Below are 21,903 nucleotides of genomic sequence, written 5' to 3'. Positions count from 1 at the left end.
AATTGAGATAAAATGTCTAAATTTGTTCATTTTTTAATCTAGACGCTAGGAAAGCCGACACAGTAAACAGGGCAACGTTTATAAAAAAGACGACTCTTGCCCCAAAGAGATCGGTCATGGTGCTCATAACGAGGATGGACATTCCGTATATAAAAGTTGATAGTGTATGTTGAGCTGATAGTATTTTGGGCAATTCAATTTCACTCAGTGTATCTTGTACATAGGTACGAATGGAAATACTGCGAAGCTGAAAGGCTGGCCCTAATAAAAAGACAAACAATAAACTCATCCATGCAGAATGATTCAATCCTAAGCAAAGGGTTAGCACAGCAACGATCACCGAACTGTAAAAAATGTGATCAAACAAACGCTGTTCCACATGCTTGGCGAACCGCAACACAAGCAGGCCGCCTAGAATGGTTCCGCCAAAATAGCTTGCGTTAATAAAGCCCCACCATGTTTCAGGCTGATGTAAGACTTCTGTGACATACACAAGGATAATGGCACCAGTCCAAATACTTCTACCGCTCATGGATAGCATTTCTAAAATCGTTAATGTTCGAATAGTTGGCTTTTCATACATGAGCTTCCACCCTGAAAAGACCCTTGTAGCAAATGATTCAGACTGTTGCTCTTGTTTGGTTGCAGCCCCCGTATCAATGATAAAGAGCATAGATATGAACGACAAACTGTATAAAACAAGTGTCGTCAATAGGAGAATCTGTGGTCCAAGAATGCCAATAAACAGCCCTCCTAAAAGCCAGCCTAGTAAAAGGACCATTTGATCAGAAGTTAAGATATAGCTATTTGCTTTTAGTAAAAAGTTCTTTTCTACTAGACGTGGGATCATCGAATTTCGAACTGGAATGGTTCCTCCATCTATCAAAGAAAGGAAAAATACAATGATAAAAAAGAGAGGAATAGTAAAAGTTGATAGTTGTAGAATATAAATGAAAAATAAGCAACCGAAGAAAGCAATTTGACACATTTGCAAATAAATAATGAGTCTTTTCAGCTTAAATTGATACATAAAGAAAGGAATGAGTACCGCTCCAAGTGCTTGTCCAACAAACTGTGAGACAGCCACCATTGAAGCAATCAGTGTAGAATTTGTTAATTGATATGTCAGGATGGTCAAAACGAGGACATATAGCGAATCCCCAAAATTAGCTAGGGATTGTCCCCCTAATAAAAAGTAAAATGATTTGTTTTTCATAGTGATCTCCATTTTCTCTTCATTATCACCCATAATAATACATTATTTTCTACACTTCTACTTTTTATAGCAATATCTTCATAATTTGATACATTATGACTATTTTAAAAAACCGCCAAAAGGCGGTTTTTATTTAGTCATATATATGGACGGTTGGTTCTTTGTCTTCAGTATTTTTCGTGATCAAGGCTTCTTGTTGATCTGAAGATGTGATGTTAATTTCGATATTGGTACTCTTATAGTAATCCATGACTTCACCTGTTAAATATTGCGTGAAGGCTACGACTTCCGTTTTTCCGTAGAACTGCATTGGAATTTCGACTTTCATTTTTTGCAGGTTGCCGTCTTTGTAAAACCCTTTTCCTACGACACCAGTATAATTCGGGAAGTAGTCTTCGACTTTTGTTTTGAAGCGGTCAAATCGCTCGGAATCATCTTTGTAGTTTCCTTTCGCATTATCTGAAGGGAAGAAGACATTCTCCTCTTTGATCGTATCCCAATTGCCGATATCAGCTGAGCCTGCTTTCACATCCGTTTTGGCGATAAAGTTTCCTGGAACGATAGATGATTTTGGTGCTTGCTTATAAAGGGCAATCATGACAGGCACTTTTTGCAGCCCATCCATTTGACGAATTCGTTTGATCACTTGTTCAGCAATTTTTTCGCCTTCTGTCAAAAGTTTCTTTGAATTTTTCGAAGAATCGATCGTCACTTCTTGCTGCGGGTCACCGATATTTTCACGGTAATAATAAACAGAGTTCAGCGCAAGTCCAATGACAACTCCGCCAAGCTGTAAGCTGTTTTTATCTTTTCGAATTAAGTAATTATGCTCTAGCATCGAAGCTAAGTAAATTGGACTATTTTCATTTTTAGACTTTGTTGAACCTGAGTTCGGAAGAGCAGGGTTTAACCCTAGATTCTTAAAGTCTTTATCTTCTTTTTCTGCCTTTTTCAAATCACTGCCTGTTTTTTTGCGCGCCAGCCAGCCTAGAACGGTGTCCTCATCTAAATGCTGTCCTTCTTGGAAAAGGTAGTCGTTTGTATTAAATGACTCTGTTGCGAGACGCATGAGTCCTGTTTCAAATTCATCGATGTCCAAGCGTGTGTTGAGACGCTCTGCTGTTAATCCTCTCGCAGCCCCTTGTTTAAACGGCAGCACCATTTTGTAATAGGAGTCAGAGATATTGTACATCGGGATGATGGCTGTTTCCTTCGTTTCATCCGTTTTTTGTGTGACCTCTTCCTCTTCCTTTCCCCCAAAAGGTGCACACGCTGACAATACCAATGTGAGCATTGTCAGCAGCAATAACAACTTTTTCAATAGAAAACACTCCTCTTATTTCTTTAGCTCCTCGAGCATTTTAGCTTCGTCCCAAATTTCAATATTGAGTTCTTCTGCCTTTGTCAGCTTACTTCCCGCTGCTTCTCCGGCTATGACTAGATCTGTTTTTTTACTCACACTACCTGCCAGTTTACCGCCTAATGCTTCGATCGCTGCTTTTGCATCGTTTCGCGCCATTTCTTCTAATTTTCCTGTCAGCACAATGGTTTTGCCTGCAAAATAGGAATCACTTTCTTCAACCTTCACCGGTTTTGGCCCTGTATAGGTCATATTGACCCCAAGCTCTTTTAGTTCATTTAGCAGATTGAGTATTTCTTCTTTCTCAAAGTACGTAACGACAGCATCAGCCATTTTTTCACCGATTTCATCGACTTCGAGTAATTGTTCTTTCGTCGCTTGCTTTAATTGATCGATATCGCCGAAATGCATCGCCAAGGTCTTCGCCGCTTTAGAGCCAATAAATCGTATACCGAGTCCAAATAGTAAACGCTCTAGAGAGTTTTCTTTCGATTGCTCAATCGAACGCAGTAAATTGTCGACAGATTTTTCGCCCATTCGCTCAAGCTGAATGAGCTCTTCTTTCGTTAATCGGTAAAGATCAGACACACGAGAGACAAGCTGTTCTTGGAAAAGCTGTGTAATGACCCGCTCGCCAAGCCCATCAATATTCATTGCATTGCGGGAAACAAAGTGAATGAGTCCCTCACGTATTTGGGCAGGGCATTCTGGATTGATGCAACGCAAAGCCACTTCGCCTTCAATTCTCACCAGCTCACTATGACACTCCGGGCATTCAGTCGGCATGTGAAACGGCTTTTCTTCTCCTGTACGCTGATCGATCAGTACGCCTGCCACTTCCGGAATAATATCGCCCGCTTTTTTCACAATCACTTGATCAAAAAGGCGAATATCCTTTTCTTTGATCAAATCTTCATTATGAAGAGAAGCACGCTGCACTGTCGTTCCTGCTACTTTGACAGGCTCAAGGATCGCCGTTGGTGTGATGACACCTGTACGCCCGACACTTAGTTCAATATCAAGCAGCTTTGTCACGACCTCTTCAGCTGGAAACTTGTACGCAACAGCCCAGCGGGGACTTTTTGCTGTAAAGCCGAGCTCTTCTTGCTGAGCTAACGAATCGACTTTGATCACAATTCCATCGATTTCATATGAAAAATCGGCACGCTTCGTTTTCAGTGTTTCAATAAGCTCGATCACTTCTTCAATTGTTTGGCACATCCGTCTTTCTTTGTTCGTTTTAAAGCCAAGTTCGTCGAGAAGATCAAGTCCTTCGCTTTGCGATTCAACACCGATTTCATCAAGCTCCGCTATACTGTAGACGAAGATATCAAGGTTTCGTTTCGCCGCAATTTTCGTATCAAGCTGACGAAGCGAGCCTGCCGCCGCATTACGCGGGTTCGCAAACGGCTCTTCTTCGTTTTGTAATCTTTTTTCGTTTAATGCTTCAAAAGAAGGTTTTGGCATAAATGCCTCGCCTCTCACTTCAATTGACAAAGGACGTTTGATTTTGAGCGGGATGGAACGAATGGTTTTGAGGTTTTCAGTAATATCCTCACCCGTTGTCCCATCTCCACGTGTGGCACCTCGGACAAACAGGCCATTTTCATAACGGAGAGAAACAGCGAGTCCGTCAATTTTCAGCTCGACATTGTATGCGATATCGTCACCGACTGCTTGACGAACCCGGCGGTCAAAATCAAGAAGGTCCTGTTCATTAAACGCATTCCCAAGGCTGAGCATCGGTGTGCCGTGGCGCACTTTTTGGAAGGCGTCTAACACAGCGCCTCCTACTCTTTGTGAGGGGGAGTCCGCTGCTTTTAAATCAGGGTGCTCTTCCTCTAAAGAGATCAGCTCACGCATCCGCGCATCATATTCAGCGTCAGGAACACTTGGACGATCCAGTGTATGATATTCGTAGTTGTATTGGTTCAAAATCTGGTGCAGTTCCTCGATCCGGCGTTTCGCTGCTTCTTTATCCATCTGCTTCTTCCTTTCAATTCATCCGTTTTATAAGTTCTACCAGTTTATTGCTTCTCAATTGGCGCAAATGCTGCGAGAAGACGCTTAATGCCTGTAGGGCTTGGGAAGGCAATATCAAGCTCTGTGCTGTCTCCACTGCCTTTTACGCTCACAACTGTTCCAACGCCCCATTTTTTATGAGCCGCTTTATCGCCCACAGCCCAGCCAATACTTCCGCCGCCTGTGTTTTGAATGGTTTGAGTTTGTGGACGTGAGACAGGTCCCCGTCTTTGTGGTCTTTCTCTAGTTTGGCCAAATGGTGTTTTCGTTTCTTTTTTCTCATTTAGGTTGTCCAATAAATCGGCTGGTATTTCTCGAATGAATCTTGATTCAAGGTTCATGTTTGTCCGGCCGAAGAGTGTTCTCATCTTGGCACTTGATAAATAAAGCTCTTCTTCCGCCCGTGTGATGCCCACATAAGCAAGACGGCGCTCTTCCTCCATCTCTGCATCTTCCATTAATGAGCGGCTGTGCGGGAAGACACCTTCCTCCATGCCCATTAAGAAGACAACCGGGAATTCTAGACCTTTTGCGGCGTGAAGCGTCATTAAAATGACCGCATCTTGATCTTCTTCCTCATTTTCATCCAGCTTATCAATGTCTGCGACAAGGGCGAGATCTGTCAGGAAGGTCACAAGGGACTTGTCTTCATTTTGTTCTTCAAAGTTCTTAGTCACAGAGAGAAACTCGTCAATATTTTCTAGACGGCTTTGTGCTTCAATCGTTTTTTCAATCTTCAGTGCTTCACGGTAGCCTGTTTTCTCTAGGATTTCTTCTGTTAATTCTGTGACAGATAAATACTCTTGCATATTTGTCATTTGATCAATGAGCTGTTTGAATTCATCAAGCGCATTGGCTGCCCTTGCACTGAGTCCAATGAAATCTACCTGACCAAGCGCTTCAAACATAGACAGGTCATTCATCTCCGCATATGCTGCGATTTTATCAACAGATGTAGCACCGATTCCGCGCTTTGGTACGTTAACAATTCGTGCAAAGCTAATGTCGTCATCTGGGTTAGCTACTAGGCGTAAGTACGCCAAAATGTCCTTGATCTCTTTTCTGTCATAGAACTTCGTGCCGCCGACAATGTTGTATTGAATGTTTGACTTCAATAATGTTTCCTCTATGACACGAGACTGCGCATTGGTCCGATAAAGAATCGCAAAATCGGATAATTTACGCTTACCGCTCTGATGAAGCTGATGAATCTTTCCAGCAACAAATTGACCCTCGCCGAATTCATTATCTGCACGGTAATAGGCAATCTTCGCCCCTTCATCATTTTCTGTCCAAAGATTTTTCGGCTTACGGTTTGAATTGTTTTGAATCACCGTGTTTGCGGCATTCAGAATACGTTTAGTCGATCTGTAATTTTGCTCAAGCAAAATCACTTCACTGGATGGATAATCTTTTTCAAAGGAGAGAATGTTTGTAATATCTGCTCCGCGCCAGCGGTAGATGGACTGATCCGAGTCACCGACCACACAAATATTTTGAAAACGTTGAGCGAGCAGTTTCACAAGCATGTACTGCGCTCTGTTTGTATCCTGATACTCATCGACATGAATGTATTGGAATTTTCGCTGATAGTGTTCTAATACTTCAGGGATCCGCTCAAACAGACGAATCGTCATCATAATAAGATCATCAAAATCGAGTGATTGGTTCTTGAGTAATCGCTTTTGGTAATCTGTGTAGACGTCGCTGACCACTTGATCATAGAAATCACCGGCTGTTTTGGCGTATTCCTCTGCGTCAATGAGTTCGTTTTTTGCACTGCTGATTGAACCTAAAATGCTACGTGGATCAAACTTTTTCGGATCAATATTTCGTTCTTTTAAAATATTTTTAATGACTGAAAGCTGATCAGATGTGTCTAATATAGAGAAGTTGCGATTCACACCAATACGGTCAATATCGCGTCGTAAAATGCGCACACACATGCTGTGGAACGTAGAGATCCAAATGTCATCCGCACCAGGCCCTAAAATGGCTTGGACACGCTCACGCATTTCACGTGCTGCTTTATTTGTAAACGTAATTGCTAAAATGTTCCACGGAGCCACATGCTTTTCTGCCATTAAGTAGGCAATTCGATGTGTCAGCACCCGCGTTTTTCCGCTTCCTGCTCCTGCCATCAAGAGTAGCGGACCGTCTGTTGCTTTGACCGCTTCTTTTTGCGCGTCATTCAGTCCTTCTAATAGATGATTCGATATTTCATTCATTCCATTCACCGCCATTTCGAACTTATGTTCTATTTTAACCCGTTTCGTCTTGTTTGACTATGATGACTTTTTGACTGCGCTCACTGTCTTTAATGCTTCTTTGAAATTGTCATAAATGACGTTTCCTACAACAACCACGTCCGCATGCTGCGCAAAATCTTCCGCCTGCTTTGCGTTTTCAATGCCCCCGCCATAAAAAAGAACCGTATCAGAAAGCACTGCTTTCGTTTCTTTCACAAGCTCTATATCTCCAAGCGTTCCGCTGTATTCTAGATAAAAAATGGGCAGCTTCATTAAATGCTCTGCCACTCTTGCATATGCCCTTACGTCATCGATGTCCAGTGCTGTATTTGCCTCTGTGAGCTTGGCCGCTTTACACTCTTCATTTAAAATAACATAGCCTTCAGGCACGATCTCTTCCATTGACATCAAATCACCGAATTCCTTCATCGCATCCTTGTGAAGCCCAACAATCCAATCAGGATGAGAGCTGTTTAAAACGGTCGGGATGAAATACAGATCGAAGCCCGGCACAATCATTTCATGTGTTGAGATTTCGAGCACACATGGCACAAGAAACCGGCGGACCTTTGACATTAATTGAAGCACGTTGTCCTCTGTCACATTGTCACTGCCGCCAATCAATATAGCATCCGTACCAGATTCGCAAATCGCCTCCAGCTGTTCATCGGATATTTCTTTATTTGGATCGAGTTTAAAGACATGCTTCCACTCGGTAACATCATACATGAAAAACGTTCCTCCATTCGTTTCATTCCATTTAAATATTATAACAAAATCAGTGACCGCAAAAAATGGGTAACCTCCTTCAGCTAAAAGTTTCATTCTTTTGAAAATGGTGTTCGTGACTTTAAGTTAGAATACTGAAAACATATAGGAGCTGAGAGGGATGATCTTTGACCGTTCACTGATAGGAAAACTTTGTATCACCACATGTTATTATACAATAAAGGGACATTTTACTATTGATCAAAAAACCATACATAAAGCAGGTGACTCATTTGAAAAGAACCATCACATATGATCAAACAATCGACATCGGATACATCTATCTCCTGCCTGTGGGAATCGGGACAATCAAAGAAACCATTGAATTAGATGTGAATGAATGTATGAACGCAGATATCGACAAAGAGGGCCGAGTAGCTGGTCTGGAGTTATTTGCAGAAGAAGCCGAAGTTTTGAAGCATGCACCCGTTTATGAGGACGAGCTTTCTTTACGTTTTACAGATCAGGACGTTCTCTCAACCTATCATTTATCAGGCATTGAATTTCATTTCTCGACGCCTGATCACAAAGGGCTGATCGGTTTTACGATTGTCGATCCTCATCGATATCACGTCAAAAAAAAGACAAGAAAAAACCGTTTTGAATGGTCAAAACGGTTAGATTGTTGACAAAGTGCTAAAATGATGTTTATTTTAGCACTTTGTCTTCTTTTCAGCGTGATAGAAAACCTTTGCAGTCTAGGAAGGGCAGCTACTTTTGCGGAGCGAATTGAACATTCGTGAGCACCAGCGCGCAGACCTGCGGGCGAATGCGAGGGTTTGGCTACACGCTGACCGTTTTGAATGGTCAAAACGGTTTTTCCAAGCTATTGTCTCACTTCATTGAAATAATGGACGGATGTCATGGCCCCTTCATCGACCATCTTGTTGTCTTGAATATCTAATGGATCAGGGTGTCCAGCTTTTTCAGGAATTTTTTCATCTGAGCGGAACATGCTTGCCCATTTTTTGAGATGCTGTTTATTTTTCACTGCTAATAACACAGCACCACCAACCCCTAATCCTGCAAGTACATACGCATTCGGTCGCTTATTCATGTATGTTCCCTCCCCTTATGATCTTATTTGTAAGTTACCCCGCCTTTTCATTTCTAAACGTCACAATCTGTTGAAGTGGTTTCTCTTTCAATGAAAAGTGGAATAACAACAGCAATGATAGAGAAAAGAGGGGATCTTCGTGACAACAACTTTCATTGTCATTGGCACACTATTAGTGATTTGTTTCATCATACCAATCATTTTATTCATCTGGATTTGGGTGAGAGATGAAAAACAGGAAGAGCATTCTGTCCTGCGAAATTATCCGGTCATTGGAAAGCTGCGGTTTATTTTCGAAAAAATAGGGCCTGAGCTTCGCCAATATCTGTTTCTGAATGATCGCGAGGAGCTTCCTTTCTCAAGAAGAGAATACGAGCAAGCTGTTATGTCTGGGAAGTACAAAAGCCGGACGATGGGCTTTGGATCAAAACGTGATTTTGACAAGCCTGGTTACTACATTCGCAACGTCCTATTTCCAAAGCAGCGAGATGAGTTACGTATCGATCAATCTGAAAAAATCCAAACAAAAGTGTACCAGATTGATCAAGACAATTTACTCCGAAGAAGTGAACATACCAAAGAGGTCGAAGCAAAACCTTACTATCTCCATCAAGACGATGTACAAGTGATTGGCGAGCACACATGTCAAAAGCCATTCCGTGTAAAAGGCCTGATTGGACAGTCTGCCATGAGCTACGGATCTTTAGGCGACAGGGCCATTACAGCACTATCCTCGGGATTAAAGATGGCCGGCGGTACGTGGATGAACACAGGTGAAGGCGGGCTTTCTCCATATCACCTCAAAGGCGGAGCCGATATCATATGCCAGATTGGGCCCGGTCTATTTGGCGTGAGAACAGAGGATGGCGCTTTTTCCTTTGAAGAATTTAAGAAAAAAAGCGAGCACGAGGAAGTCAAAGCCTTTGAGCTGAAGCTGGCACAAGGAGCTAAAACACGCGGCGGTCATATTGACGGCAAAAAAGTCACCGAAGAAATTGCGAACATCCGTAAATTGCCGCCCCACCAATCCATTGACAGCCCAAACCGATTTGAGATGTTCCACTCCATTCCGGATATGCTTGATTTCATTGAACAGCTGCGAAGTATAGGCGGAAAGCCTGTCGGCATCAAGCTTGTGGTCGGACATAAAGAAAACATTGAAGAGCTTGCAGCGTACATGAAAAAAAGCGGAAAGCATCCTGATTTCATTACAGTGGATGGCGGAGAAGGAGGCACTGGTGCATCCTTTCATGAATTAGCAGATTCCGCAGGGCTGCCGATTTTCACGGCACTCCCAATGGTTCATCAAATATTGAAGGAATACGGTGTCAGAGATCAAGTAAAACTCTTTGCTTCTGGCAAACTTCTCTCACCTGATAAAATTGCAATTGCCCTTTCCATGGGTGCTGACTTTGTCAATATCGCACGGGGACTCATGTTTTCAGTCGGATGCATTCGCGCCCAAGTGTGCCACACGAATAAATGCCCAGTCGGGGTCGCCACAACTGATCCAAAACTGCAAAAGGGTTTATCGATTGAAGAAAAGAAATACCGAGTCTGCAATTATATCCTTTCTCTAAGAGAAGGCTTGTTTAATTTATCCGCAGCCGCTGGTATTGAATCTCCCATTCATTTTAATGAAAAACATATTGTCTATAGACAAGAAAATGGTCAGACGAGTGAAGTGCCTATTTTTACAGGGACACAGCCATCCGTCTAGTTTGAGAAAGGTGCGTTTTTGCACCTTTTTTCAATTGACATTTTGGCTCAATCGCGTATAAAGAACTTAGACAAATGACAGGAAATGGAGAGATGGAAGATGCGTGAGAAAAAGGTTCGCGGGATGAAACGGAAGACGAATGAGATGGTGACAAGAATTGAGGAAAATACACAAGAGTTCCCGGCAGATATTGAACAAGGTTATTGACATCTCCCACTACCAGTTGCGTATGATTTTATTTGTTCAAGCAAAACACCTCAAAAAATCAAGCGATTGTCCATTCAAACACTGCTAAATAGAGCTGAACATCTCATTGATTTGAAGCCACTTGATGGAGAAGTATATCGTGTCATGGTTGCAGTAGATGCCACTGAATGATGGGGATCACAAATCATTGTGTTTAAAGGAGATTCCTATATTAAAGACTTTTTCAATAGACATGATGATGATCAGAGATGGCTGCCTCTTTCCGATGCGAGAAACATTCAAAGGGAATGGGGTTTATCTGTGCCAAAGGATAGGCAAACCATAGGTTTTAAAGACATCATCGCAGACGAAGATGGCATCTCTGGTTTATGGGCGAGCTAAAATAAAAACAAGAGGGTTCGGGTTTGGCGAAATTAGTCAACTCCTTAAATTCCTTCCCGTTGGTCAGTCAGACATTTACCGTTGACTAATGCCAAGCCTTTCCCTCGACCGATTACGAACAGTAACACAAATTTAAAAATAACCGTTGTCCTTTTCGGCAATAGTCAATTTTTTGTATCTGTTACTCATGTATCTCAAAATAAAAAAGAGTAGCCGCAGCCACTCTTAATTTTACTTATTCAACAATCGCGCCCTATTCAGGAAGAGACTTTCATGTTAACTTGCCATTTCTTGCGAGAACCTAAGTAAATATCCATCAGGATCTTGAACAAGAAATTCCTTTTGTATAAACGTAGTATCATTACTTTTATATTTGCTAACAGTTGGCTCTCTGAATAGTGGAATGTTTTGCTTTCTTAAACGGTCAATGACAGGCTGTACGTCTTCAATGTCTATTTGAAAATTGATTCCCCGTCCAAATGGGTATTTTAACTCCCCAGTGTCCCAATGGCCATTGATTTCTTCTAACATCATTTGTGTTTCCTCTTCCAACGAAACAAATATAAATTTATCGTCTTCACGCTCATATTCCAATTTAAAACCAAGCAATTCTATATAGAACCATTTAGACTTTTCGATGTTTGTTACAGATAACTCTGGTATCAAAGCATTGAATCTCATTTTTTCTTCTCCACAACCTTCTGATAAAGTTATTCGGTTAAATGACCCGTTTGTTGCTTCTTTCAAGCCAGTCCTTGCTTGCCTTTTCAGCGCTCTCCATAAAAAAACTGTAAACAACTCCATTCTTGTTGAAAAGGATTGTTTACAGTGAAAACTGCTTTATTTTGTTTCGTCATTTGCCTGCTGTTCTGCTACGCGGTCAAGTGCCATTGTATAGGCATCATTTCCGTAGTTCAAGCAGCGTTTGACTCGTGAGATGGTTGCAGTGCTCGCACCTGTCTCCGTCTCAATTTTATGATACGTGTTCCCCTCGCGAAGCATACGCGCTACTTCAAGACGCTGTGATAAAGATTGGATTTCATTGATGGTACACAAATCATCAAAGAATCGATAACATTCTTCCAGGTCTTTAAGGGATAAGATGGAGTTGAATAACTGATCTAAGCTTTTGCCCCTTAATTTATCAATTTGCATCTTTATACATCTTCTCCTTTACTATTGGCACCGCTTCGCACGACATTCTGCAGAGAAAGCGGTATCTTTCCTGACTATTTTTTTCAACCTCAGCAATGAGCTTTGAACGAATCATGACAGGTTTGGTTCTACGCTGGAAATGCCATCAGTTCTTTCGTAAGCCGAAGCTTCTTTATCGTATACAAAATCGACAAGTTCTGTCATTTTCCTTGTTCGACAATCTGACAAACTTGTTTGCTTACGATATCAGAATCACTTCTGCTTCATTAGGTCTGCCCTAAAAATACAGGTTGTGCGGAAAGCTCGGCGAGACCACAAACATGCGCCCCGCCTCGCTCAATTATTCAACATATGTTGGTCGGCCAGCGTAACCGACAGAATCATTTTTCAATCAGGCCATTTCACTCGTCATGTCAAAGCCCTCTGCTTCAACAACTCCACATAAGTATTTTCACTTACATGGCAGTGAAGAGATCCATTGCTCATGTCTGCCCTATAACAGTTGTCAGAAATGTGGCAAAGATGATACAGCTCCACTCTGTTATATTTTAACGCATTATAGACGGAAAGAGTACAGTTTTTTTCATGACATCAAATATTCCTCTTGGTGTCACTCGAATATACGGCAAATGTGTACTTTGGAAAAAGACGAGTGTATCAATTGGGCAATCAAATGGATAGCCTCGCTCAATGAGCAGCTTGCGTAAGGTTTCTATCTGCTGAAGAACAGTCTCAAACGGTTCAGCCGATGCACAGCCTGATAATTGCAGCGGGATTTCGTGCAAAATTTTCCCGTTCTCTGTGAGGACGATTCCCCCGCCAATTTCTTTCATTCGCTTATGCGCCAGCATCATATCCTCTTTATTTTTCCCGATCACTAAAATGTCACCCGTGAGCGAAAATGAGCTGACAAAACCTTGCACTTTATTTGCAAAACCTTTGAGCATCGTATTCACACGCCACTCGCCTTTTCGGTCAATCAGGCTAAAGAAACTTTGATCATGATCACATGACAGCTGGTTCACAGAGTTATCAATCTCCACTGTATAAGGCTCCATGATGACAGCATTTCTCATTTTGACACCTAGCGGCATGGAAAATTGCAAATCACTCGTCGTCAGATCATAGCCTAAATCTAATGGAACAAGCCCGCCATTTTCCCATTTAGTTTCTTGAAATTGATGCTGGTTCTCTCCATCTAATTTGAGGATAACCCCTTTAGATATCACCGTTTCAGGATTTGGATTCATTGGATCATCTAACACATTCAATGAAGCCAGACGTCCTGGACCGACAACCCCTAATAGGTCATCAATTTGATAGTACTTCGCAATGTTAAAGGTCGCCATATTGTATGCATCGATGATAGGCACGCCTTCTTCAAGGGCAATTGAAATCAAACGATTAATCATACCCTCCTCATAAAAATGAGGCGCCGCTCCATCCGTTGTATAGAAGAAGTGATCATAGTGTCTAAAGTCACGCTCGTGCAGCTCTCTTAAAATGTTCACTAAATCTGGGCGGATGGAAGAATGACGAAGTGAGACATGGTAGCCAAGGGACAAGCGCTTTAGCACATCGTCTGCATTCATCGCTTCATGATCGCTATCCGCGCCAAACAGCTTCATTTTTGTTAGCGTTTTCTCGGAAGCTCCGGGGAAATGCCCTTCAATTCGTTTCCTCTGCTTCTTCGTTTCTTGCATGCAATATAAAATGAGATCATCACCGTCCATCAATCTTGGCCAGCTTGTTAATTCGCCGCCTTGAAGGACATCAGGATGATCAATCCATTCCTTCCGGTAGTTGATAGGAAGCATCTCATCTTCATATCTGACTTCAGTTTGAAGATCGTATCTAGACCACCAGAAATACTGAAATGGCTGCTGTTTTAATTCACATAGAGTGGAAAGCGCTTTCTTTTCATTGCTCTGCAAAAGAAGAAATAAGTTATCACTGACCATCGTTGTTGTGCCAAATTGAGACACATATTCTGCAAGTGATTGGGGATTATAAATATGGAACGGATGCGCGTGAGGCTCTATATACCCAGGCACAATGTATTTCCCTTCACAATCAATCACACGTTTAGCTGATTTATTTTGAGGAAGCTCTGCTCCGACATAAACAATTCGATCATCATGTATCCAAATATTTGCCTTCACCCATTGTTTTAAAAACGGGTTTAGCACGAGTCCATTCGTTAAAAGGAGTGTTGGAACTATTTTTGAGTCGACTACATCGATTTGTGTGCGGATGTCATTGTTTCTCCAATTAAAAGTACGTTCGGACATTCACATACTCTCCTTCATTTGTATTAGCCCTATCGTAACATAACGAACCACGTTACGCATTAATGAAACGTTACAATTTCTTGAAATCACACTTAAAATATTTAAAAAAGGAGATTTACCTTTAATGAAACCTAATCTCGGCTTAATGGAAGCGCTCATTCGAATTGCCTGTGGAATGACAATATGTACTGTGGCTGGTTCTTTATATGCTAGAAAACCATGGAGTAAAATGCTGCTTTTCAGCATCATGTGCGGCGGGATGAAACTGGCATCTGGCATTCTTCGTTTTTGTCCAGTGACATACATGTGTGAGCAGCAGGACACACATGAAGAGAAGGCTGAGTGACAGCCTTCTTACAAATTATTGACAAATGCCCTTTGTCACCCTTTCAGCGTAATAGAAAATCTTTGCAGCCCTAGGAAGGACGAGTACTGGCGCGGAACGAATTTGACATTCGTGAGCACCAGCCCGCAGGACTGACACCGAATGCGAGGGTTTTTCTACACGCTGAGAGAAGGCTGAGTGACAGCCTTCTTTTTTTATGATTTCCACCTCTGTCATCACTCCGCGGCTTCACACCATTCTACCATCGTACCTGCGATAATTTCCGCGGCTTCAATGACATGCTCAATGTCGATGGATTCATTCGGAAAATGGGCAAGCTCCGTTGTTCCAGGTCCGAAGACGATGATCGGGATACCTGCCGCCTGTGACAGTAATCCTCCGTCTGTTCCCCAAGGAGCGGCTTCGATCTTTGGCGGCTCCTTCTTGACCGCTTCATATTGTTCCTTCAATAGACCTAAAAGTGGATGGTCCGTATCGATTGAGCCTGGAAGCCATCTTGCACCAAACCATTCGACCTCAACAGGATGCTCTTTGAACCATTCATCCTTTTCCCCAAGTCCCATCATCCAATTTTCTAATTCCTTCTCTGCCTGCTCAACCGTTTCACCTGGCATCACACCAAGTCTGCCCTCCATTGTGAGCAAATCCGCTACAGAGGACGGCCAATCACCGCCTTGAATTTTCCCTATGTTGATAGGGATTGGAATCGGGATATGCTGAAATAACGGCTCTGTGATGCGCTGATTTCGTTCTTCTTCAAGTGCTGCTATATGCGAAAGAACGATCATACTTTTTTCAATAGCGGAAACGCCGTGATATCTTGTTCCGCCATGAGCTGCCCTTCCTTTGATATGCAGTCTGAACCACTTAGATCCCTGCTGAATCGGAAAGATTTTCATATGACTTGGTTCTGGAATGATGGCCGCATCTGCTGTATACCCTCTCAGTATGGCTGCAAGGGTGCCGGCGCCGCCGCTCTCTTCTTCGACGACACTATGAAACACGACATCTCCTTTCAGCGGAATCTGAAGCGCATGCAGTGCCTCTAGTGCAAAGAGTAAAGAAACATTTCCGCCTTTCATATCTGTTGCCCCGCGTCCATAAAGTCTCCCGTTTATGATATGCCCGCTGTAGGGCGGATATGTCCATTGTTTCGTATCTCCTGCTGGCACAACATCGACGTGCCCGTTTAATAAAATAGATTTGCCGTCCCCTTTTCCCTTCAATCGTCCGGCGACATTGGGACTTCCTTTAAAGGAACGTCTCGGGGAATAGAAATACGCGTGTTCTAGCAAGTCTTTTCCGCCAATGTCCCATACATCTACATCAAAACCAATGGCAGACAGCTTATTTGCTACGATTTGCTGCACACCTTGTTCATTCCCTTGGGTGCTCTCACATTGCACCATTTGCTGAAGAAGCGCAATCGCTTCATCTTGGTGCTCTCTCATCCAGCTTCTGATACGTGTGATTGGCTGCAAGTCATTCATCCTTTCTACACAACAGATTTGACATCAGGCGCTAAAATTAAAGGTGCCTCTGTCGCCCTTATGACATCTTCCGGCTGATACGGCGGCATGACTTCACGTAAAATGAGCAGCTGCGATTTGACCTCAATGACTGCCATATCCGTTATAATCAGATCCACACAAGACTTAGCAGTTAAGGGCAGTGTGCAAGCAGATTTCACCTTTGACTCACCGTGTTTATCAAGGTGGCTCATCACCACCACAACCTTTTTCGCCTTTTGAGCAAGCTCAATCGCTCCGCCCATCCCAGGCACTCGTTTACCTGGCACAATCCAATTCGCAAGATCACCCTGACTGCTTACTTCAAGTGCACCTAAAATCGTCATATCCAGCATGCCTTTTCGAATGATGCCAAAAGCGGTCGTGCTGTCCATGTATGAGCCGCCTTTTGTTAACGTAATAGGAAAACCACCGGCATTGCACAAATTCGGATCTTCTTCCCCTTGTGCTGGTGAGAAGCCTGCCCCCATAATGCCGTTTTCTGCATGAAGCCATACGTTGTAATGCGCTGGAATGTAATCAGCCGCAAGGGTTGGGATGCCGATCCCAAGATTGACGATCATGCCATCTTCAATTTCCTGCGCCGCCCGTTTGGCTATGCGATGTCTTAAATTGATGTCTCCCATGCCCATGTCCAGTTCACTCCTTTTGATTGCACGATCTGGTTCACAAATACGCCTGGTGTCACGATTTCCTCTGGATGAAGACTGCCCACAGGCACGATCTCTTCCACTTCCGCAATGGTCCAGTCTCCTGCCATCGCCACAATCGGGTTTGTATTCCGTGCACTTTTATCAAATATCAGATTTCCTGCTTCATCTGCTTTGAAGGCATTCACAATGGCAATATCCGCTGTCAGCGCAGGCTCAAGGATATATGTCTTTCCGTTTAGCGGCACGAGCTGCTTCTCATCGAGATTGAGGCTATCCATGCCGACATCTGTCACAATGCCTGCCAAGCCCATCCCGCCAGCTCGTATTTTTTCTGCTAGAATGCCCTGCGGGTAAAAATGAACGTCTAGTGTACCTGCCTGCATTTTCTGTCCGGCTATTGGATTTGAGCCAATATGAGAAGCAATGATCTTCTTGACTCTTCCTTCTGTGATCAGCCGGCCAACACCTATTTGCGGGAAGCCTGCATCGTTTCCGATCAATGTCAGATCTTTGATATTCGCTTCTAGAATGGCGTCGATCAATGATGGCGGCGACCCTACGCCGCCAAACCCGCCAAACATGATGGTCATGCCGTCCCTAAAATGCGTGATCACTTCATCTACATTCACTGTTTTGTTCATCATCTTTCCTCCCTACATCGCAGATGGGAAAAACCCTCGGTTGATGACTTCTTGTTCGACCTGCGTGATTGTCTGCTCAAATAATTGAATGAGTTCATCCATCTCCTGCTGCGTGATAGAAAGCGGCGGTGCGATCATGACCGCTGCACCTCCCAATCCATCCTCGCCGGCGCTTGCTGGGTATACGAGCAAGCCATTTTGCTTTGCCGTCTCAACGACTAGATTGGTCATCTGTGCATGTGCAGGAAATGGTGTTTTTGATAAGCGGTCTGCGACAAACTCAATGCCAATGAGCAGTCCCTTTCCTCTCACATCTCCTATGATGAAATGGTTTGTTTGCATATCCTTTAAAGCATTCATTAAATAGCGGCCAGACAGATCCGCTCGGTCAGGAAGCTGATGTTTTTTCATATATCGAATGACAGCCAGTGAGACGGCTGCTGAAAGCGGATTGCCGCTATAGGTATGACCTGCCATCACAGATCCGGAACCGCTCAGAATTGGCGCGATGACATGATCCGCTGAGACGGCTGCCGCAATCGGTGAATAGCCAGCACTCATCCCTTTGCCGAGAACCATAATATCTGGTACGACGCCCCAATGCTCCATCGCAAACATTTTCCCAGTTCGTCCAAAGCCTGTCATGACTTCGTCTGCAATCATTAAAATATCGTTTTCCTCACAGACACGCTTCATTGCTTCAAAATATCCGTCTGGCGGCACTAGAGCCGCTCCCGATGCTCCGACAATCGGCTCTGCAATAAAAGCGGCAATCCTCTCTTTTCCTATACGCTGAATGACGGTTTTAAATTCCTGGACATACCATTCAACCTGCTTGCCCTCTTCCTTTGGCAGCCATGAACGATAGCTGTACGGCGGAGACAGCACTGGGTTCTTTTCGAGCAATGGTTCAAAGCGCTCTCTCCTTGCAATATGTCCGGACATCGACAGCGCACCGAGGGTGATGCCGTGATAACTCATCCATCGAGAAATAATGTGATTCTTCTCAGCCTTTCCCTGCTCCTGCCAATGCTGAATAGCAATTTTCATAGCCGTTTCCGTTGCCTCTGATCCGCTTCCGACAAAAAAAGACCAGTTCAGGTTACCTGGACAAAGCGCACTCAATTCATAGGCAAGTTCTTCTGCTGGTTCATTTGTGAATTGTGATCTGTACGTAAAGCTCACTTTTTCCGCTTGCTCGGTCATGGCATCAATGATTTCACGTATGCCATGTCCAATACTTGCCGTGACAGCCCCCGATGAGCCATCTATATATTTTTTTCCGTCCCGATCATATAAATAAATTCCCTCTCCTTTCACAGCCACAGGATAATGCTGATTCAACATCGGTTTGATTAAGTAATCCCGGGTCTCCACTTTGCCATTCCTCCCTCTCTCGTCAGCAGCTGCCTCTTTCTTTTTCATGAATCGCAAGAAAATTTTGTATACTTGTTATAAGATTAGCTTAATCAAGAGGGCAGTCATCCTCCATTCGCCACATGCCCGAATTTCAGACGCATTTTTTATACATCGTGTATAAGAGTGTTCAAAAGGAGGTCATGAGTCTATGGCGATTCTCGTCAAAGATGCACTCTCGCTCGATATCATGAAGGGAACAAAGCTGCTTGCTGGAGAAAATGGACTGGATCGCCTCATTCAGTGGGTGACCATCGTGGAAATCATCGAGGACACGTCGAGGCTTTCCGAAGGGGAATTACTCGTCACAACCGGATTTGGGCTTGCAGAAAATAAGGAAAGACGCATACGGCTTGAGGAATTGATTCAATCTCAAAGGCTATCAGCTATCGCCATTTATAAAGGTGTGTACTTAAGCGACATTCCAACATCACTCATTCAAGCGGCGAAAAATAGCGGCATTCCGCTCATCGAGATTCCGCCACACATCAATTTCTCAGATATTACAAAAGCCGTGTTAGAACAAATCGTGAGTAGCCAGCTTCATCAGCTTAAATATTCATCCGCGATTCATCAAAGACTGACCCAATTAAATGTAAGGAATAAAAATGTGACGCAAATTACAGAAGAACTGGCACATCTCACTGCAGCTAACATTGTCGTTCTTGATGTCTTTTTACATCAAACAGCGGCTCATCTCATCAAAGATGAAGTGACATACTCTCCTGCTTTTGGCTTTCTGACAGATCATGAACCAATTGAAACCATGCCCCTTCTCAAGCAGGCAGAGGAAAAAGGGCGGCTCGTCTATGACACGTGCGGAGCATTTGTCCTCGCCGCATGTCCGGTGATTGCGATGGGTGATATTTTCGGGTTTATTGTGTCTTTAAAGAAAAAGGATACGTGGCATCATCTCGACGCGATTGCGATCGAGCATGCCGGGGCCGTGTATGCGATTGAATGGCTGAAGCAAAAAGCCATTCAAGATACAGAAAACCAAATGCAGGGACATTTGTTAGATGATATTTTGCAGCAGCAATATACAGAAGAAAGCTACGTGGTCGAACAAGCAACAAAGCTGCAATATGATATGAGCGAGGAGCAGGTGGTCATCTACTTTCAATTTCAGCATCAGCACACACAGCTCGATCACCAAATGATGCAGCGTCTATCGCAATTACTCACCTCGATCTTTGAACGCAGACATATTCCTTTTTTACTAAAGACGAGACTCGATTCCATTTTTGTCCTAACACCCGCAGGAAAAAAAGCGTTTCAAGAAGCGGAATGGTATCGCGCAGCAGAGGAGTGCCGGAGCACTTGGTCTTATTTTTTCCCCGTCCATCCGATTGTCATTGGTATTGGGAGAGCCTATGACCAGATCAGTCTATTTTCTAAAAGCGCGAAGGAAGCGCAGTATGCAGCAAGGCTTCTTCCGCTTTTAAAGACAGACGACAGCATCATTCATTATCAAAAGCTCGGCTTATATGGGATGCTTCTTGAAATGAATGAAGCGGGTATGAATTTGCATGATTTTTACGTGGAGCTGTTAAGTCCTTTGCTATATACGAAAAAACAAGGGGCTGACCTGATCCATACACTCGAAGTGTATTTGGCGCACAATGAAAATATTCAAAAATCTGCGGGAGAATTGTTTATTCACAGACATACATTAAGCTACCGGCTGAAACAAATTGAAACGAGAACAGGCTGCAGCCTCAAATCCACTGATGATCGGATGAAGCTGCAGCTCAGTATCATGGCGTACCGCCTATCTGGTCTGCTTGATCAGATGAGAACCATTTCATGATTCATTCGGCTTTTTGACCCATAGATTCATATCTTCAATTTTGTCAAAAATATAGCAGTTGTTTTGGAAGCGCCCGGTATACGTATAACCAAGCTGATAAAACACTTGATTCATTCCATAGGACAGTGCACGAGCAAGTGAATAAAAGACATAGATATGCATCGACTGGAGTTCTTTTTCAAGTGCTAGAATCAAATGATGCATGAATCCTAGTTTTCTATATGCAGGAAGGGTCGCACAATCTGTTAATTCCGCATGACCATACGGAGCATTGATTTCAGCAGATGCTGCACTCACAATGTGTTCGTCATGTTCAACAACATAAAAAATTGTCCCTTCCTCCATTACCTTTTGAATATAATCTGGCTCGTTCATTGGGGTAGGATACGTTTCAAAGACCGTATCATAGAGCTTTGCCAGCTTGTGCACATCCTTCGGATCGGCTTTTCTCATCACATACTCATTCTGCCATGTGCCTTGGTCTTTTTTGATTTCTTTTGCTTGAATGGATGCTACGATCTCATCTTCCTCCAACCAATACGAACTGTTCATTCGATCCTCAGTGAGAAAAAGCGACATACCGTAAGCGTCACTTCCAAGAAAATAATGAGAAAATACGCCTTCAAGCCGAAAACCTTTTTCTAAAAAAAGCGGCACATGCTCACGTCTTACTTTCACAATGACCTTAGAAGCCTTACAGGCCGCCGCTTCCTGAAGAACGGATTGAATGACATCCTGTACCCTCCCGCTATAATCATCTAATCGGATTCGCTCATTAAATGAATCAATACAGATCAAGGCAGAAAAACGCTCGTTTGCAAGTTTCTTCAATTGCACCATACACTCATTCCTCTCTTAGCTAATGAAAAACTTCCAAATTAAAAATGCAGAAATAGCGATGCCAGAAAAAATCGAAATGATCATATAGCTAATGGCTAAGCTTTTTTTCAATTTATTTTGCTTAATAGCAATCAACATGATGTTATTTATAGTTATTAGAAATAAAATAAGTATGACGATTGCAAAGATAATAAATGCTTTGATTTCCATGTTTCCTCCCTAATTCTATGCGTGATCCCATA

Annotated in this window: 19 protein-coding genes and 1 pseudogene; 5 read left to right on the top strand and 15 right to left on the bottom strand. The window is 43.1% G+C overall.

Going from position 1 to position 21,903, the window contains the following annotated elements:
* Positions 1 to 16: 16 nt before the first annotated feature.
* The 5 genes from NST39_RS03635 to NST39_RS03615 all read right to left on the bottom strand — a co-directional run bounded on the left by NST39_RS03635 (position 17) and on the right by NST39_RS03615 (position 7,576).
* Positions 17 to 1,216, bottom strand: a complete 1,200-nt coding sequence (locus tag NST39_RS03635; RefSeq protein WP_341027145.1) for an MFS transporter — start codon at positions 1,214 to 1,216, stop codon at positions 17 to 19.
* Positions 1,217 to 1,349: 133 nt separating this feature from the next.
* Positions 1,350 to 2,537 (bottom strand): CamS family sex pheromone protein, encoded by a 1,188-nt coding sequence (locus tag NST39_RS03630; protein ID WP_427847107.1) that lies wholly within the window; start codon positions 2,535 to 2,537, stop codon positions 1,350 to 1,352.
* A gap of 15 nt (positions 2,538 to 2,552) precedes the next feature.
* Positions 2,553 to 4,559, bottom strand: a complete 2,007-nt coding sequence (gene ligA, locus NST39_RS03625; RefSeq protein WP_212046324.1) for an NAD-dependent DNA ligase LigA — start codon at positions 4,557 to 4,559, stop codon at positions 2,553 to 2,555.
* A gap of 44 nt (positions 4,560 to 4,603) precedes the next feature.
* Entirely contained in the window at positions 4,604 to 6,826 is a 2,223-nt protein-coding gene (gene pcrA / locus NST39_RS03620; RefSeq protein WP_341027143.1) for a DNA helicase PcrA, read from the bottom strand.
* A gap of 57 nt (positions 6,827 to 6,883) precedes the next feature.
* Positions 6,884 to 7,576, bottom strand: coding sequence for a heptaprenylglyceryl phosphate synthase (locus tag NST39_RS03615; RefSeq protein ID WP_041816135.1), 693 nt, complete (start codon positions 7,574 to 7,576; stop codon positions 6,884 to 6,886).
* Positions 7,577 to 7,848: 272 nt separating this feature from the next.
* On the opposite strand from NST39_RS03615, the gene NST39_RS03610 reads away from it, so the two are divergent.
* A complete protein-coding gene (locus tag NST39_RS03610) occupies positions 7,849 to 8,244 on the top strand; it encodes a DUF2283 domain-containing protein (protein WP_283924205.1) in 396 nt (131 codons plus the stop codon).
* A gap of 197 nt (positions 8,245 to 8,441) precedes the next feature.
* Here NST39_RS03610 and NST39_RS03605 read toward each other — a convergent pair whose 3' ends face one another.
* Positions 8,442 to 8,672, bottom strand: a complete 231-nt coding sequence (locus tag NST39_RS03605; protein WP_003214314.1) for a hypothetical protein — start codon at positions 8,670 to 8,672, stop codon at positions 8,442 to 8,444.
* Positions 8,673 to 8,811: 139 nt separating this feature from the next.
* Here NST39_RS03605 and NST39_RS03600 point away from each other — a divergent pair, with 139 nt between their 5' ends.
* Together NST39_RS03600 and NST39_RS03595 are read left to right on the top strand one after the other, a co-directional pair.
* Positions 8,812 to 10,392 carry an FMN-binding glutamate synthase family protein gene (locus NST39_RS03600; protein WP_341027140.1) on the top strand — a complete coding sequence of 527 codons (1,581 nt, stop codon included), beginning with the start codon at positions 8,812 to 8,814 and terminating at the stop codon, positions 10,390 to 10,392.
* Positions 10,393 to 10,491: 99 nt separating this feature from the next.
* Positions 10,492 to 10,980 (top strand): annotated as a pseudogene (locus NST39_RS03595) (DUF3916 domain-containing protein).
* Between the two features lie 276 nt (positions 10,981 to 11,256).
* On the opposite strand, the gene NST39_RS03590 reads toward NST39_RS03595, so the two are convergent.
* From NST39_RS03590 to NST39_RS03580, 3 genes are all read right to left on the bottom strand, one after another.
* Positions 11,257 to 11,727, bottom strand: a complete 471-nt coding sequence (locus tag NST39_RS03590; protein ID WP_445662377.1) for a bleomycin resistance protein — start codon at positions 11,725 to 11,727, stop codon at positions 11,257 to 11,259.
* Positions 11,728 to 11,820: 93 nt separating this feature from the next.
* Complete coding sequence (locus NST39_RS03585) at positions 11,821 to 12,135, bottom strand: YerC/YecD family TrpR-related protein (protein ID WP_003214053.1); 315 nt, start codon at positions 12,133 to 12,135, stop codon at positions 11,821 to 11,823.
* A 548-nt stretch (positions 12,136 to 12,683) separates the two neighbouring features.
* On the bottom strand, positions 12,684 to 14,426 hold the full coding sequence (locus tag NST39_RS03580; protein WP_106036058.1) for an adenine deaminase C-terminal domain-containing protein: 1,743 nt from the start codon (positions 14,424 to 14,426) through the stop codon (positions 12,684 to 12,686).
* 124 nt (positions 14,427 to 14,550) lie between these two features.
* Here NST39_RS03580 and NST39_RS03575 point away from each other — a divergent pair, with 124 nt between their 5' ends.
* Positions 14,551 to 14,772 (top strand): YgaP family membrane protein, encoded by a 222-nt coding sequence (locus tag NST39_RS03575; protein WP_044141533.1) that lies wholly within the window; start codon positions 14,551 to 14,553, stop codon positions 14,770 to 14,772.
* A 215-nt stretch (positions 14,773 to 14,987) separates the two neighbouring features.
* On the opposite strand, the gene NST39_RS03570 is transcribed toward NST39_RS03575, so the two are convergent.
* From NST39_RS03570 to NST39_RS03555, 4 genes are read right to left on the bottom strand one after another with little or no spacing between them, the layout of a single operon-like run.
* Entirely contained in the window at positions 14,988 to 16,253 is a 1,266-nt protein-coding gene (locus tag NST39_RS03570) for a peptidase (RefSeq protein WP_185107487.1), read from the bottom strand.
* Positions 16,254 to 16,267: 14 nt separating this feature from the next.
* Entirely contained in the window at positions 16,268 to 16,933 is a 666-nt protein-coding gene (locus NST39_RS03565) for a 3-oxoacid CoA-transferase subunit B (protein ID WP_126741180.1), read from the bottom strand.
* Positions 16,909 to 17,595, bottom strand: coding sequence for a CoA transferase subunit A (locus NST39_RS03560; protein ID WP_081277220.1), 687 nt, complete (start codon positions 17,593 to 17,595; stop codon positions 16,909 to 16,911). The genes NST39_RS03565 and NST39_RS03560 overlap by 25 nt, the downstream gene beginning before the upstream one ends.
* Before the next feature lie 12 nt (positions 17,596 to 17,607).
* Positions 17,608 to 18,972: an aspartate aminotransferase family protein gene (locus NST39_RS03555; protein ID WP_126741181.1), complete on the bottom strand. Its 1,365-nt coding sequence runs from the start codon at positions 18,970 to 18,972 to the stop codon at positions 17,608 to 17,610.
* 190 nt (positions 18,973 to 19,162) lie between these two features.
* On the opposite strand from NST39_RS03555, the gene NST39_RS03550 reads away from it, so the two are divergent.
* Complete coding sequence (locus NST39_RS03550) at positions 19,163 to 20,821, top strand: PucR family transcriptional regulator (protein ID WP_126741182.1); 1,659 nt, start codon at positions 19,163 to 19,165, stop codon at positions 20,819 to 20,821.
* On the opposite strand, the gene ablB is transcribed toward NST39_RS03550, so the two are convergent.
* Both ablB and NST39_RS03540 read right to left on the bottom strand, forming a co-directional pair.
* Entirely contained in the window at positions 20,816 to 21,661 is an 846-nt protein-coding gene (gene ablB, locus NST39_RS03545) for a putative beta-lysine N-acetyltransferase (RefSeq protein ID WP_341027133.1), read from the bottom strand. The genes NST39_RS03550 and ablB overlap by 6 nt on opposite strands.
* Before the next feature lie 15 nt (positions 21,662 to 21,676).
* Complete coding sequence (locus NST39_RS03540; protein WP_106066658.1) at positions 21,677 to 21,871, bottom strand: hypothetical protein; 195 nt, start codon at positions 21,869 to 21,871, stop codon at positions 21,677 to 21,679.
* Positions 21,872 to 21,903: the final 32 nt, after the last annotated feature.

Source organism: Bacillus sp. FSL W8-0645 (assembly GCF_038007905.1).
Classification (GTDB): domain Bacteria; phylum Bacillota; class Bacilli; order Bacillales; family Bacillaceae; genus Bacillus; species Bacillus pumilus.
The sequence above is the reverse complement of the archived record's forward strand: the minus strand, read 5'-3'. Positions and strand labels throughout refer to the sequence as shown.